The sequence below is a fragment of the Pseudomonas sp. CHM02 genome (genome assembly GCF_000612585.1).
GTDB lineage: Bacteria > Pseudomonadota > Gammaproteobacteria > Pseudomonadales > Pseudomonadaceae > Aquipseudomonas.
The window spans coordinates 102,399-115,673 of the sequence record NZ_JFCA01000020.1 but is presented as its reverse complement, the minus strand read 5'-3'; the positions used below and the strand labels follow the sequence as shown (position 1 = coordinate 115,673).

Annotated in this window: 12 protein-coding genes; 6 read left to right on the top strand and 6 right to left on the bottom strand. The window is 63.6% G+C overall.

Annotated features, from left to right (window positions below; all coding sequences use genetic code 11):
* The first annotated feature begins 176 nt into the window (after positions 1-176).
* Positions 177-1,916: an OPT family oligopeptide transporter gene (locus BM70_RS0113550; RefSeq protein ID WP_025856497.1), complete on the top strand. Its 1,740-nt coding sequence runs from the start codon at positions 177-179 to the stop codon at positions 1,914-1,916.
* A gap of 68 nt (positions 1,917-1,984) precedes the next feature.
* The gene (locus BM70_RS0113545; protein ID WP_025856496.1) at positions 1,985-2,611 is read left to right on the top strand and encodes a glutathione S-transferase family protein; all 627 of its coding nucleotides are present in this window, start codon (positions 1,985-1,987) and stop codon (positions 2,609-2,611) included.
* Between the two features lie 21 nt (positions 2,612-2,632).
* Here BM70_RS0113545 and BM70_RS0113540 read toward each other — a convergent pair whose 3' ends face one another.
* From BM70_RS0113540 to BM70_RS0113530, 3 genes are read right to left on the bottom strand one after another with little or no spacing between them, the layout of a single operon-like run.
* Positions 2,633-2,905 (bottom strand): LysE family translocator, encoded by a 273-nt coding sequence (locus BM70_RS0113540; RefSeq protein ID WP_025856495.1) that lies wholly within the window; start codon positions 2,903-2,905, stop codon positions 2,633-2,635.
* A gap of 26 nt (positions 2,906-2,931) precedes the next feature.
* Complete coding sequence (solA, locus tag BM70_RS0113535; protein WP_025856494.1) at positions 2,932-4,107, bottom strand: N-methyl-L-tryptophan oxidase; 1,176 nt, start codon at positions 4,105-4,107, stop codon at positions 2,932-2,934.
* A gap of 41 nt (positions 4,108-4,148) precedes the next feature.
* Positions 4,149-5,405, bottom strand: coding sequence for a hypothetical protein (locus BM70_RS0113530; protein WP_025856493.1), 1,257 nt, complete (start codon positions 5,403-5,405; stop codon positions 4,149-4,151).
* Positions 5,406-5,694: 289 nt separating this feature from the next.
* On the opposite strand from BM70_RS0113530, the gene BM70_RS0113525 reads away from it, so the two are divergent.
* Both BM70_RS0113525 and BM70_RS0113520 read left to right on the top strand, forming a co-directional pair.
* The gene (locus tag BM70_RS0113525) at positions 5,695-7,278 is read left to right on the top strand and encodes an aldehyde dehydrogenase (NADP(+)) (protein WP_025856492.1); all 1,584 of its coding nucleotides are present in this window, start codon (positions 5,695-5,697) and stop codon (positions 7,276-7,278) included.
* 70 nt (positions 7,279-7,348) lie between these two features.
* Positions 7,349-8,278 (top strand): LysR family transcriptional regulator, encoded by a 930-nt coding sequence (locus tag BM70_RS0113520; RefSeq protein ID WP_025856491.1) that lies wholly within the window; start codon positions 7,349-7,351, stop codon positions 8,276-8,278.
* Positions 8,279-8,334: 56 nt separating this feature from the next.
* On the opposite strand, the gene BM70_RS0113515 is transcribed toward BM70_RS0113520, so the two are convergent.
* The 3 genes from BM70_RS0113515 to BM70_RS0113505 are packed head-to-tail and all read right to left on the bottom strand — an operon-like array spanning position 8,335 to position 10,829.
* Positions 8,335-9,309 carry a cyclase family protein gene (locus BM70_RS0113515; protein WP_025856490.1) on the bottom strand — a complete coding sequence of 325 codons (975 nt, stop codon included), beginning with the start codon at positions 9,307-9,309 and terminating at the stop codon, positions 8,335-8,337.
* A gap of 11 nt (positions 9,310-9,320) precedes the next feature.
* Positions 9,321-9,635, bottom strand: a complete 315-nt coding sequence (locus BM70_RS0113510) for an NIPSNAP family protein (protein WP_025856489.1) — start codon at positions 9,633-9,635, stop codon at positions 9,321-9,323.
* A 30-nt stretch (positions 9,636-9,665) separates the two neighbouring features.
* The gene (locus BM70_RS0113505) at positions 9,666-10,829 is read right to left on the bottom strand and encodes an iron-containing alcohol dehydrogenase (RefSeq protein ID WP_025856488.1); all 1,164 of its coding nucleotides are present in this window, start codon (positions 10,827-10,829) and stop codon (positions 9,666-9,668) included.
* Between the two features lie 206 nt (positions 10,830-11,035).
* Here BM70_RS0113505 and BM70_RS0113500 point away from each other — a divergent pair, with 206 nt between their 5' ends.
* Together BM70_RS0113500 and BM70_RS0113495 are read left to right on the top strand one after the other, a co-directional pair.
* A complete protein-coding gene (locus BM70_RS0113500) occupies positions 11,036-11,824 on the top strand; it encodes an SDR family oxidoreductase (RefSeq protein ID WP_025856487.1) in 789 nt (262 codons plus the stop codon).
* 114 nt (positions 11,825-11,938) lie between these two features.
* Positions 11,939-13,264 (top strand): MFS transporter, encoded by a 1,326-nt coding sequence (locus tag BM70_RS0113495; RefSeq protein WP_025856486.1) that lies wholly within the window; start codon positions 11,939-11,941, stop codon positions 13,262-13,264.
* Positions 13,265-13,275: the final 11 nt, after the last annotated feature.

Genomic DNA, 13,275 nt, shown 5'->3' with positions numbered 1-13,275 from the left:
GTGCATGATCAGTTACCTCCTGATCATGCGTATTAACCTGTAAACCATGTCCCCGGTTAGATATGTAAACGATGTCCCCGGTTTGTACCGGGGCAAGCCCGCTCACCACAGGAACCTTCGGCTTCTACAGGGCTCACTTACTAGGTCGCCCTGTTTCGTCGCCGAAAGGACTCCGCATGACTTCAGCCCCGCCAACGACCCTCCCGCACGGCCCCGTCACCCGCGAACTCAGTCTGCGCGCCGTCATCACCGGCAGTGTCCTCGGCATCCTGCTCACACCGTCCAATGTCTACGCCGGGTTGAAAATCGGTTGGTCGTTCAACATGTCGATCATCGCGCTGTTGATCGGCTATGCCATCTTTCAAGGAGTGGCCAAGCGTTCCACCGACCACCTGCCGTGGACCTTGCATGAAAGCAACATCAACCAGACCGTCGCCTCGGCCGCCGCTTCAATCATTTCCGGCGGACTGGTAGCGCCGATCCCGGCCTATACCTTGCTGACGGGCAACCAGTTGGACGCTGTCCCCATGATTGCCTGGGTGTTCTCGGTGAGTTTCCTGGGCATCTGGATCGCCTGGTATCTACGGCCCTCGTTGCTGAATGACAAGGCGCTGAAATTCCCCGAGGGTATGGCCACCCTGGAAACCTTGCTGCACATCTACAACCATGGGCGCGAAGCCGCGACGCGCTTGAAGGTGCTGCTCAGCGCCGCGTTGCTCTCCGGGCTGGTCAAGTGGGTCGATACTTTTATGTGGGCCTTCCCGCGCTGGTCGCCCAGCGCTCAGTTGGAGCGCCTGACCTTCACCGCCGACCCTTCGCTGTTGCTGGTGGGCTTCGGCGGTATCATCGGCATTCGCGTGGGCCTGACCCTGCTGCTCGGCGCCTTGCTCGCGTGGGGTGGCCTGGGCCCCTGGTTGTTGGCACAACATCTGGTGAGCTTGCCCGCGGACAGCAGCGGCCCGCAGTTCGCGGCGCTGGTGGAGTGGTTGCTGTGGCCGGGCGTGAGCCTGATGGTGTGCTCCACCCTGGCGTCGCTGGCGATTCGTTTGTGGGCGCTGTACCGGTCAACCCAATCCAGTGGTGGCTCGACCTGGACGGTGCCCAAGCCCGGGCCGGTCGCCGGTTTCGCGCTGTCGATCGTGCTGGTGGTGAGCCTGCAGGCGCTGCTGTTCGGCATCAACCTGTGGATGGCGTTGCTGACCATCCCATTGGCGATCTGCCTGGCCGCCGTCGCCGCGCGCGTGGTGGGCGCCACCGGCATTCCGCCCATCGGCGCCATCGGGCAACTGTCCCAACTGAGCTTCGGCATTGTTGCGCCGGGGCAAGTGCCGATCAACCTGATGAGCGCCAATACCGCCGGCGGCTCGGCCGGGCAGTGCACGGACCTGATGAATGACTTCAAAGTGGGCAAGGCCATTGGCGCCACGCCGCACAAGCAAGTGATCGCGCAGATCCTGGGGATCTTCATCGGCAGCATCGTCGGTGTGTTCGCCTACCTGGCACTGATCCCCGACCCGCAATCCATGCTGCTCACCGAAGAGTGGCCGGCGCCGGCAGTCGCCACCTGGAAAGCCGTGGCGCAAACCCTGACCCATGGGCTGGATTCATTGTCGACCAGCATCCGCTGGGCAATTGCCATCGGCGGCCTGGTCGGCGTGCTGCTGGGCATTCTCGACAGTACCTTGCCTGCCCATCGTGCGCGGTACCTGCCAAGTGCCGCCGCCTTGGGCCTGGCCTTTGTACTGCCGGCCTCGGTCTCGCTGATGATGGCCCTGGGCGCGATCCTCACTTGGCTGGTGAGCTGCCGCTGGCCGCGCCTCACCGAACGCTTTGCGATTACCGCAGCCGCGGGGTTGATCGCGGGGGAGAGCATCACGGGCGTGGGGGCATCGTTGTGGGCGATGGTTGTGAATTAACACACGGCACTCCATCGCGACGGCGTAGTCTCTTTCATACATCCCACGTTTACCTGGCGGAGCACACCATGATCATCGTTCACCACCTCAACAACTCACGCTCGCAACGCATCCTGTGGTTGCTTGAAGAACTCGGCCTGCCCTACGAGATCAAGCGCTACCAGCGCGACCCGAAGACCAACCTCGCACCGCCGGAACTCAAGGCGATCAACCCGCTGGGCAAATCCCCGGTGATCGAAGACGGCGGCCTGGTCCTGATCGAGTCCGCCGCCATCATCGATTACCTGATCCGCCGCCACGGCCAGGGCCGCCTGCAACCGGACCCTGCCAGCGCCACCTACGACAAGTACGTGCAATGGCTGCACTTCGCCGAAGGCTCGGCCATGTTGCCGTTGATGCTCAACCTCTACGTCGGTCGCCTCGGTGATGCCGGTGCGCCGTTGCACCCGCGCATCGAATCGGAAGTCGCCAACTACCTGGGTTACCTCAACGACGTGCTGGGGCAGACGCCGTACCTGGTGGGCGATGAACTGAGCGGTGCGGATATCCAGATGAGTTTCATCGGCGAAATCGCCAAGGCCCAGGGTAAGCTGCAGGCCTACCCGAACCTGGCAGCCTGGGTGGCAAAATTCCAGGCGCGGCCTGCGTATCGCAAGGCGGTGGAGCAGGGTGGGGAGTATGCGTTTGCCAAGTGAAAGGCTTGGCAACGTCATGCTTTAGCGTTGTTGCAGGGCGACTTTCAGGCCCAGGCCCATAAACAGCGTGCCAATGATTTTGCCTTCCCAGCGGCGCAGCCTGGAAAACCCTTTGATCCCACGACTCAAGGGGCGGATAGCGAGCGCCAGCACGCTGGTGTACACCGCACTGAGCCCGGAAAAGATCAGGCCCAGCACCGCGAATTGCACCAGCGATGATCCGGATTCCGGGTGCACGAATTGCGGCAGGAAGGCCAGGAAGAAAATCGCGGTTTTCGGGTTGAACCGGGGCAAGCCCGCTCACCACAAAAAATGCGCTTTCAACCGCTAACCCCGTCGAAACGCTGCAACGAAAACGACGACAGGTCCAGCTCGCTCGTGCCCCGTATGCACCACTGCGCAAACGCCTCACCCAGTGCCGCCGAATGCTTGAAGCCATGCCCCGAACACGGCGACACCACCAGGGTGTGCTGCAACGTAGGGTGCGTGTCGATAATGAAATGGTGGTCTGGCGTCACGGTGTAGGCGCACACCGCCGACTTGACCACCTTGGCCGTCAGCCCGGCGATACGCCCCTGCACCTGTTGCGCGTACATTTCTCGCTCCTGTGCCGGCGAGACCGTGCGGTCCAGTGTCTCCGGCGTGGAGGCGGTGTGGTACTGCGCCGTGGCCACCTTCAGGCAGCCCTCGCCGGGCAGCGCGGGGAAACCGTAATGGGTATGACCTTCGCCCGGGCCATGGGTGAAGATGAACGTGGGCGATACGCCTTCCAGCTCTGCCCCCGGTTCCAGTTCGAACCAGAACAGCTGTTGGCGATACACCTTGAGCAGTTGATCAAACGGCGCCCCCAGCAGCCCGCCCGCCCAATTGCCGGCACTCACCACCAGCTTGTCCGCCTGCAAGGTGCGCTGGTCGGTGGTCACCGTCACACCGTGCTCATCCGAGCTGATGTGGGTTACGGTCTCACCCTTGTACAGCGTCGCGCCTTGTTGTTCGGCCAGGCGCAGTTGCACCTCGATGCAACGCTCGGGCCGCACGAAACCGCCGCCGGGCTCGTAGTAACCGATGGCGCTGTCAGCCACCTGGGCAAATTGGGGAAAACGCTGGCGAATCTGCGTGGCGTCCAACACTTCGTGTTCGATGCCGTGGGTTTGCGCCAGGCCAATGGTGCGCAAGGTGAAGTCGGTTGCATCGCTGGGGTCGAAGTCCTCGCGGGAGGTCAGCACCAGCAACCCCGACTGCTCGAACAACGCCTCCCCCGACAGTGCCTCCAGCTCTCGCCAGATCCGGTGCGAATTGCGCACGATGGGCACGTACTGCGCGCCTTCACCCACCGACAGCCGCGTGATCCGTGTGTCGCCATGGCTGGAGCCAAACGTGTGGGGCGGGTGATGACGGTCGATGCCGGCGACCTTTACACCGGCTTTCGCCAGTTGGTACACGGTGGCGGCGCCCATGGCACCCAGGCCGATGACCAGCGATTCATATCGTTCCAAGGTTGATACTCGCGTGAGAGGCTTAGTTGGGAAGCGACACGTTAGCGCACCACGTCGACTGCCGTGAATTCATTCACATAGTGCGTCTGGCTCGACGTCGACTCCAACGTCAACGCGACGCCCAGGTCCTCGATAAAGGCGCGACTGGACGTATAGTCGTCCTGCTCGCAGGCCAGCCGAATAGCATCCCCCGTCAACGAAGCAAACACCTGGCTGGCCGGGAAGCGCTCGCCCACCGTGCAGGTCAGCGTCGTTTCGGTGGGTTTGTCGGTGGGCTTGAAGGGCACATAGGCCATTTTCAGGTGGGCACTCAGGGTCTGGCCTGGGGTCCAGTGGGTGGGGATCTTCAGTTCGGCGTCGCGGGTTTGCAGGACCTGGCCTTCGCCCACGCCGTTCATTTTCGACTTCAGCTGGATCAGGTCCGCCAACATCAGGCGATCCACATTGAAGGCGCGGCCGTAGGCTTCGTTCTTCACCAGCAAACCGCCCTCGGTCTTGAACGTGACCGTTATCGGCGCGTCCTTGCCATCGCCATTCTTGGACAGGTACGAGTAGCTCAACGTCTTGAACCGGGGCCGCAACAGCGGCGCGTCGAGGCGCTGGAGCACGTTGGGCGGTACGGCGACGTCGCCGAGACTGGTTTCGACCACCGTGCGCGGGTAGTCAACCGGCGCAATGTCAGGCCGCAACAGCGCCAGCAGCCCGGCGTTGACGCCACCCTGCACCGAGCAACTCACGCGCGATTGCGTGCCGAGCTTGCCTTCCGGCTCCACGATCAGCACCCGCTCCACGTTGCGCAGGCCAGGCGCCTTGCCCGGCATGGGCTTGATCCCCTGCCAAGCGTTGCCGACCTTCAGCTCGCTGCGCGTGTATTCGCCGTCGCCTTTTTGCAGCGCCCCAGGCTGGTCGAGCAGTGCCGCGAAGCGCTTGGCCACCTCATCGACACCGCCATCGACAATAAAGCCCCAGTAATAGTAAAGGCCCAGCGGGCCGAGGTCGGCGACTTCATCGTTGTAAGACAGCAGCTTCAACCCGGCGATGGCCGGCGCGCTCACGGGCACTGCGTTGGCCTTGCGGTCGGTGCGTTCCCGCACCGCGATCCAGGAGAAGTCCTTTTCCTGCTTGAGCGGCGCATAGGCCTGCCAGGCGTCACGGTGGGTGTTCAGGCTGCTGAAGAAGCTGGCGTCACAGCGAGTGAAGGCCTTGAGCGTGTCGACCAGTGCGGCGTCGTCGGCGTGGACGAGGGAAGGCAGCAGTAAGGCTGAGGCGAGGACGACGGCGGACGCGGGCAACTTCATTGAGCGGGATTTCCGTATCGAGGCGGGAGGGTGGGCATTATCACGGAATTGAGCGACGGCCTCTAGCGGCGCGTCATTGATGATTTTTCAGAACGAGTGATTTGCCCGCAACCGCCTGTTTCTTGCCCCACGCACTGACTACCTTGCACGGGGATGACAAACGCTCATCCCCTGGCCCATTGCTGTCATTTGTTTGCCCAAGACCTGGCCGTCTAGAGTGGCCCGTGCGCTTCGCGCGTATCCCTTTTTCTTGGTAATCGCCTGCGAGCCGCAGGCGAGGGAGTTATTGATGTCCGACATCCTGGGCCAGCAATTCATCGACGGCCAGCGCAGCGCCCTTGGCCAGCAGCCCCTTCAGAGTATCGATGCCCGCAGCGGCCAGCCGCTGCCTTACGTGTTCCTTCAAGCCGATGAGCGTGAAGTGCAGCTCGCCGTGGAGGCAGCGACCCGCGCGTTTGCGCCGTTTCGCCAGCTGTCGCCGCTGCGTCGCAGTGAGTTCCTCGACGCGATTGCCGAGGAGATCGATGACCTGGGCGATGACTTCATTGCCTTGATCGGCCAGGAAACCGCGTTGCCGGAGGCGCGGATTCGTGGCGAGCGCAGCCGCACCACCGGGCAATTGCGCCTGTTCGCCCACGTGCTGCGTCGCGGCGACTTTCTCGGTGCGCGCATCGACCAGGCCTTGCCGCAGCGCCAGCCGCTGCCCCGCGTCGATCTGCGTCAGTACCGTATCGGCGTTGGCCCGGTGGCGGTGTTTGGCGCGAGCAATTTCCCCTTGGCGTTTTCCACCGCCGGCGGCGACACCGCCTCGGCGCTGGCCGCCGGTTGCCCTGTGGTGTTCAAGGCCCACAGCGGTCACATGGCCACCGCCGATCGTGTGGCCAGCGCCATTCTGCGGGCGGCTCAGCGCACGGGGATGCCATCCGGGGTGTTCAACATGATTTTCGGCGCCGGTGTTGGCCAGGCGCTGGTCAAGGCCGAGGGTATCAAGGCTGTGGGGTTCACCGGTTCGCTCAAGGGCGGCCGGGCGTTGTTCGATCTGGCGGCGGCACGTGCGCAGCCGATTCCGGTGTTCGCCGAGATGTCGAGCATCAACCCGGTGATCCTGCTGCCCGAAGCCTTGCAGCAGCGCGGCACCACCCTCGCTGCCGAGCTGAGCGCCTCGGTCAATCAGGGCGTGGGCCAGTTCTGCACCAGCCCCGGCCTGGTGATCGGTTTGCGCTCGCCCGAGTTCAGCGCCTTCATCGCCGAATTCGCCGCGACCATGGGCCAGGCAACGCCGCAGACCATGCTAAACGCTGGCACCTTGCGCAGCTACAGCCGTGGCCTGGCACATATTGCCGGCCATTCAGGCATCCGCCATCTGGCCGGCCAGGCGCAGGAAGGCAACCAGGCCCGACCGCAACTGTTCCAGGCCGATGTGAACCTGTTGCTGGACGGCGACCCGTTGCTGCAGGAAGAGATCTTCGGTCCGGCCACGGTGGTGGTGGAAGTCGCGGACGCGGCGCAACTGCTGGCGGTGCTGCACAGCCTGCACGGGCAACTCACCGCGACCCTGATCGCCGAGCCGACTGACCTGCAGCGCTTCGCCCCGGTATTGCCGGTGCTGGAAGACAAGGTCGGTCGGCTGCTGCTCAACGGTTACCCCACCGGTGTCGAAGTCAGCGACGCCATGGTCCATGGCGGCCCGTACCCGGCCACTTCCGATGCCCGTGGCACCTCCGTGGGCACCCTGGCCATCGATCGTTTCCTGCGGCCGGTCTGCTACCAGAACTACCCGGACGCATGCCTGCCCGAAGCGCTGCAAAACCGTAACCCCCTGGGTATCCAGCGCCTGGTCGATGGCCAGTGGAGCCGCTTGCCCCTGGGCTGAGGTCCCGCCCACGCGGCCCCAGGGCGGCGTGGGCTCTATCGTCAGTACACCGAGAGTGACCATGAATGAGCTGATCCCCTCCCTGGGCAGCATTGCTGCCCGCTTGCGTCTCAAGCAACTGCGCTTGTTGATCGCCCTCGATGATCGAGGCTCCCTGCACAAGGCCGCCGAGCAAATTGCGATTTCCCAGTCCGGTGCCACCAAGGCCCTGCATGAAGTCGAGTCGCTGCTCGGCATGCCGCTGTTCGAGCGCCAGCCGAAGGGGTTGGTGGCCAATGAGATGGGGCGTTGCATGATCCGTTACGCGCGGTTGATCTACAGCGACGTGGAGCACTTGCGCGAGGAGATGCTGAGCATCATGCAGGGCCAGGGCGGACGCTTGTCGGTGGGGGTGATCATGGGCGCGGTGCCGCTGCTGACCCGTGCGCTGACCGAGCTGCGCCTCAAGCAGCCGCAGCTGTCGGTGGAAATCGTCGAGAACACCAGCGCCACCCTGTTGAGCCTGCTCGATCAGGGCCGGCTCGACCTGGCGATCTGTCGCACCAGCGTGGCCCAGCGCTCGTCGGCGTATGACTGCATCGAATTGAGCGAGGAACCGCTGGCGGTGGTTGCCAGCCAGGAGCATCCGCTGGCCCGCGCCGAGTCGGTGGCGCTGACCCAGCTCAGTGATTACCGCTGGGTGGTCTACCCCAAGGACATGCCCATGCGCCAGGCGCTGGAGCGCGAGTTGCACGAGGCGGGGATGGAAGTGCCGCGCTACCCGCTGGAAACCTCGTCGACGTTCGCGACCATCCTGCTGGTGCAACAAGACCCGTCGCTGCTGGCGGTGATCCCGGCGGAAGTGGCGAATTTCTGCGAGCAGTTCGAACTGCTGGTGAAACTGCCGGTGTCGTTGCGGGCACTGATCGAGCCGTATGGTGTGATCAGCCGTGTGGGCGCCGACTTGTCGCCGGCGGCGAGTATGTTGATCGAAGCGTTGAACGGGCACCTGGTGGTCTAGCCCAACTCGTTATCCCTGTGGGGCGGGCAAGCCTGCTCCCACAGGAGATGAGTCGGTTACTTGATCACGATAGGATTCACCGGCGCACCACTGCCACCGACAATCTTCAACGGCGCCGCGGTGTAGAGGAATTGCCACTGCCCGTCTTCCGCGCAGTCCCTGGCCAGTTCATCGAGGATCACCACCTCGGTGAAGGCCACGCCGAGGTTGCGCATCAGCGCGTTGTGCAGTGGGATCAACACCCCGGACTGCGGGTCCACCGCGACCTCGTTGGCCATGGTGTCGGTGACCAGGTTGGGGATTTCCATCTGGTGGAACCATTCCACCAGCTCGCGGCTGAAGGTCAGGCCCGGCTCGGCGAAGTCCTGGTAGAACTCCTCCGGCTCGCGCTCGTAGAACGAGCCGATCCAGCCGGTGCGGATGATCAGGATGTCGCGTTTTTCAATCTCCACGCCCTGTGCCTTGGCGGCGGCCATCAGGTCCAGATGGTTGAAGGTCTCGCCCTTGTCCAGCACGCTTTTGCCACGGTGGCGGGCCATGTCGATCAGCACTGCACGCCCGACTACGCCACGTTCGGCGATCGGCAGGATGCTGGCCTTGTCCATGCCACCGATGGTGCTCATGGCGTCATAGCCGTTCCACAGCTTGTTGTCGTGCCAAACGTGGCCGAGGGCGTCGTATTGGGTCGAGCCCTGCAAGTGCATGAAGATCACATCGTCGGCGTATTCCACATGCCCGTCGAAGTGGGCCTTGCCGGCCAGGAAGTGGCCTTTGTCCAGCACGTTGACGCGCATCGACGGGCGCCGTCCGGGCCACAGGGGTTCACCCTTGGGATGGCCGATCTGCACCTGCAGGGTGAAGGTCTTGCCTTGGCGCACGCTGGCGATGCCGCGCAATATCTGCGCGCTTTGCAGGTAGTTGAGGGCGCCGACTTCATCGTCGGGCCCCCACTTGCCCCAGTTGCTGGGGAGGCCTTCGAGCAGGGCTTTGACGTCGGGTGCGTGATTGTTGTTGGAATTGTGATCGCACATGGAAATGTCCTTTATTTGATCGGTGAAAAATTCGCCGGAATCAGCAGTTTCGATTCCATTTTCTCCAGCATCGGGAAGGCGACGGGCACGAAGCCGTTCAGCCAGTCGGGGTCCTGGTAAAGCGCAGCGCGTTTCTCGATGCGCTCATCCAGGCTTGGGTAGGCCCAGATGTGGATCACCTGGTTCAGCTCGCCGATTTCGGTGTACCACCAGCCCACCAGCGTGGCGTAGCGCGAGATCACCGGCAGGCCGTTTTCCTCGAAGTGCTTGAGGTAGGTTTGCATCTTGCCGATCTGGACGGTGTAGGTACGCATTTCATAAAACATGGGCAGTCTCTCTTGCAGGGAAAGGGGAGGTCAGTGCACGCCGTGCCAGGCGTTGCTGATGATTCGCTCGATGTCGGCGGCGGTGGTCAGGCGTGGGTTGACCAGCACGTTGCCGCTGCGCATCGAGTCGCGGACCATCTGCGGCATGTAGTCGAGGTCCACGCCCAGTTCCTTGATGGTCGCGGGGATGCCGATGGCCTTGTTCAGTGCCATCACGTGCTCGGCGACTTTGTGCCCGGCCTGGTGCAGGTTCAGGCCGTCGACGTTCTCACCCATGGCCAGGGCGATATCGCGAAACAGCTCGGGGCAGGCGGCCAGGTTGAAGTCGATGACATAGGGCAGCAGGGTTGCGTTGGCGATGCCGTGGGGGATGTTGAACACGCCGCCGAAGGTGTGCGAGATGGCGTGGACGTTGCCCAGTTTCGATTGCGCGAACGCCACCCCGGCGAGGAACGAGGCCAGCAGCATCTGTTCCCGCGCATGCAGGTCGGAGCCGGTGAAGAACGCCTTGGGCAAGTGCGTGCAGATCATCTTGATCGCTTGCAGCGCCAGGGCCTGGCTGATCGGGTTGGCTTGCTTGGACACGTAGGATTCGATGGCGTGGGTCAGGGCGTCCATGCCGGTGGCGGCGGTGATCGACGCCGGCAGCTTGAGGGTCAGTTCCGCGTCGAGGATCGCCAGCTTGGGGAACAGCGCCGGGCTGATGATCACCGTCTTGAACAGGGTTTCGGTGTTGGTGAACACAGTCGACGCCGTGCATTCGCTGCCGGTGCCCGAGGTGGTGGGGATCGCGAAGATCGGCAGCGGCGGGTGCAGCAGTTTGTCGTAGCCTTCGTAGTCGAGAATATTGCCCGGGTTGGTCGCCATCGCCGCCACGCCCTTGGCGGTGTCGATGCTGCTGCCGCCGCCGACGCCGATCACCGCGTCACACTCATGTTCCTTGAGAAACGCCACCGCACGGTCGAGCACCAGGGTGGTGGGGTTGGGCTCAACGCCGGCGAACACTTCGTAGCCGATGGCGCTGTCGGCCAAGGATGCAAAAAAGCTCTCCAGCACGCCGGAATCGATCAGGCCCTGGTCGGTGACCACCAGCAGCTTGTTGCGCACATGGGGCTTGAGCAGCGTGCCGGACTGGCGCACCAGGCCGTTGCCGCTCTTGAGGGTGGTGGGGAAGTAAAACTGGAACGCGTGCATGGGCAACTCCGATTCTTATTTGTCTGGACTCGACCTGCGCTGGGTGGGGCAGAGCGGCAGGGAGGTGGAGTCACAGTAATAAGCGGCGCGGGGTGTCGATAATGAAAAGAGCTGATCCACCGATGAGCCATTGTCATCCCCCGGGTGGGGCGCGTGCGGTGGTAACGTAGCGGTTTCTCTGCCACGCATTGAGCAGGAGCAACGTCATGGATCTGGGTATTTCGGGACGCTGGGCCATCGTCTGTGCCGCCAGCAAGGGCTTGGGCCTGGGCTGTGCGCGGGCACTGGCGCAGGAAGGGGTGAACCTGGTGATCAACGCTCGTGGCGACGAGGCCTTGCAGGCCGCCGCCGGGCAATTGCGCGAGTTGGCGCCCGGCATAGACGTGCGTACCGTGGCCGGCGATATCAGCGACCCGGCCGTGCGCCGACAGGTACTCGCCGCCTGCCCGCAGGTGGACATCCTGGTGAACAACGCGGGCGGCCCGCCACCGGGGGATTTCCGCGATTGGCAGCGTGACGACTGGATCCGTGCCCTGGACGCCAACATGCTCACGCCCATCGAACTGATCAAGGCGTGCGTGGATGGCATGGCCGAACGCGGTTTTGGACGCGTGGTGAACATCACCTCCGGCGCGGTCAAGGCGCCGATCGATACCCTCGGCCTGTCCAACGGTGCGCGCAGCGGTCTCACCGGCTTCATCGCCGGGCTGGCGCGGCAGCCTCGGCTGGCCGGCAATAACGTGACCATCAACAACCTGTTGCCAGGGCCATTCGAGACCGAACGCCTGCACAAAACCTTGAGCGCGGCCGCCGACGCCAGCGGCACCCCGGTGGACACCCTCGCGGCGCAACGCCGCAAAAACGTACCGGCCCAGCGCTTCGGCCAGGCGGACGAATTCGGGGCCTACTGCGCGTTCCTGTGCAGCATCCACGCCGGGTTTGTCACCGGGCAAAACCTGCTGCTGGACGGCGGCAGCTACCCCGGCACGTTCTGATCGACGCGGGGGATGACGTGCGGTGATCCCCCTATCAGATCCCTTCATTATTCACTGCCCAGGCGCTTGATTAGAGTGAGGCCGCGTGACCCCACAACAATAAGAGCGGCCCCCATGAATAACCCGAGTGCAGAACAACTGCCCCTGGCAGCGCCCAACCGCGCCACCTCCCTGAGCCAACGCCCGACTACCGTGCGCTGGCGGATCTTCCTGATCATGCTGTTACTCACCGCGATCAACTACATCGACCGTGCGTCGTTGTCGGTGGCATTGCCGCTGATTTCCAGCGAGTTCCAGATCCCGCCGGCCCTTGAAGGCCTGATGCTCAGTGCGTTTTTCTGGTCCTACGCGTTGATGCAGATTCCCGGCGGCATGCTGCTGGATCGCTTCCAGACCCGCCGCGTGATCGTGATCGCCACCGTCGCCTGGGGCGCATTCCAAGCCCTGGCTGCCGGTGCGCATAACTGGATCACCCTGTTGATCACCCGCATGGGCCTGGGCGTCGCCGAGTCGCCGATCATGCCCGCCGGGGCCAAGCTCAACGGCGCCTGGCTGACGCCGAACGAGCGCGGGCGCGGCGCAGTGCTGGTGGATGGTGGCGCGCCGTTGGGCAGCGCATTTGGCGCGATCATCATCGCCGGGCTGATCGGCTGGTTCGACTCCTGGCGCATCGCCTTTGTGATCGCTGGCGTCGGCACCATGCTCGCCGGCGTGCTGGCGTGGAAATACATCCGCAACCACCCCAGCGAACACCCAGGGGTCAACGCCGCCGAACTGGCGCACATCACCGAAGCCAACGCTGCCGCCGTGCAACCGGGCGCGGTCACCAGCGTCAAGCTGCGCGAACTGCTCAAGGATCGCTCGGTACTGGCCATGTTCGCCGGCTATTGCTGCATCCTCAGCGTGTTCTACGGCCTGCTGACCTGGATGCCCAGCTACCTGCACCAGACTCATGGCCTGAACATCGCCAGCATGGGCGGCGCGACCTTCCTGATTTTCATGTGTGGTTTTGTCGGTGAACTGATCGGCGGCTACATCGGCGACAAATGGAAATCCAGCGGTGCTTCGCCGAACCTGGTGATGCGCAGCATGTTCTGCGGTTCGGCGCTGGTGGCGGCGTTGTGCATGCTCGCCACGGCGTATGCGGCGCAGGCCAACATGGCGATCGGCTTGCTCTGCGTGGCGATGTTCTTCATTCGCTGGTGCGGCATGTACTGGTGCATTCCGTCGATTCTCGGCGGCACCTCGAAAACCGGCGTACTGGCCGGTACCATGAATTTCTGCGGGAATATGGCCGGCGTCATCGTACCGATCCTGATCGGCTTGATCGTGCAGTTCACCGGTTCGTACTTCCTGGTGCTGATCTTCTTCGTGGTCATGGCGGTGTTGCTGGCGCTGTTCTCCAGCCTCATCGATTATCGCGAGCGGGGCCTGGCGTGATCCGGGCCGGT

What these genes read in the sequence shown, in the direction of transcription:
- BM70_RS0113530 (WP_025856493.1), bottom strand. Translation starts at nt 5,405, where the DNA reads ATGAAGTTGCCCGCGTCCGCCGTCGTCCTCGCCTCAGCCTTACTGCTG.
- BM70_RS0113495 (WP_025856486.1), top strand. Translation starts at nt 11,939, where the DNA reads ATGAATAACCCGAGTGCAGAACAACTGCCCCTGGCAGCGCCCAACCGC.
- BM70_RS0113525 (WP_025856492.1), top strand. Translation starts at nt 5,695, where the DNA reads ATGTCCGACATCCTGGGCCAGCAATTCATCGACGGCCAGCGCAGCGCC.
- BM70_RS0113545 (WP_025856496.1), top strand. Translation starts at nt 1,985, where the DNA reads ATGATCATCGTTCACCACCTCAACAACTCACGCTCGCAACGCATCCTG.
- BM70_RS0113510 (WP_025856489.1), bottom strand. Translation starts at nt 9,635, where the DNA reads ATGTTTTATGAAATGCGTACCTACACCGTCCAGATCGGCAAGATGCAA.
- BM70_RS0113500 (WP_025856487.1), top strand. Translation starts at nt 11,036, where the DNA reads ATGGATCTGGGTATTTCGGGACGCTGGGCCATCGTCTGTGCCGCCAGC.
- BM70_RS0113505 (WP_025856488.1), bottom strand. Translation starts at nt 10,829, where the DNA reads ATGCACGCGTTCCAGTTTTACTTCCCCACCACCCTCAAGAGCGGCAAC.
- BM70_RS0113550 (WP_025856497.1), top strand. Translation starts at nt 177, where the DNA reads ATGACTTCAGCCCCGCCAACGACCCTCCCGCACGGCCCCGTCACCCGC.
- BM70_RS0113515 (WP_025856490.1), bottom strand. Translation starts at nt 9,309, where the DNA reads ATGTGCGATCACAATTCCAACAACAATCACGCACCCGACGTCAAAGCC.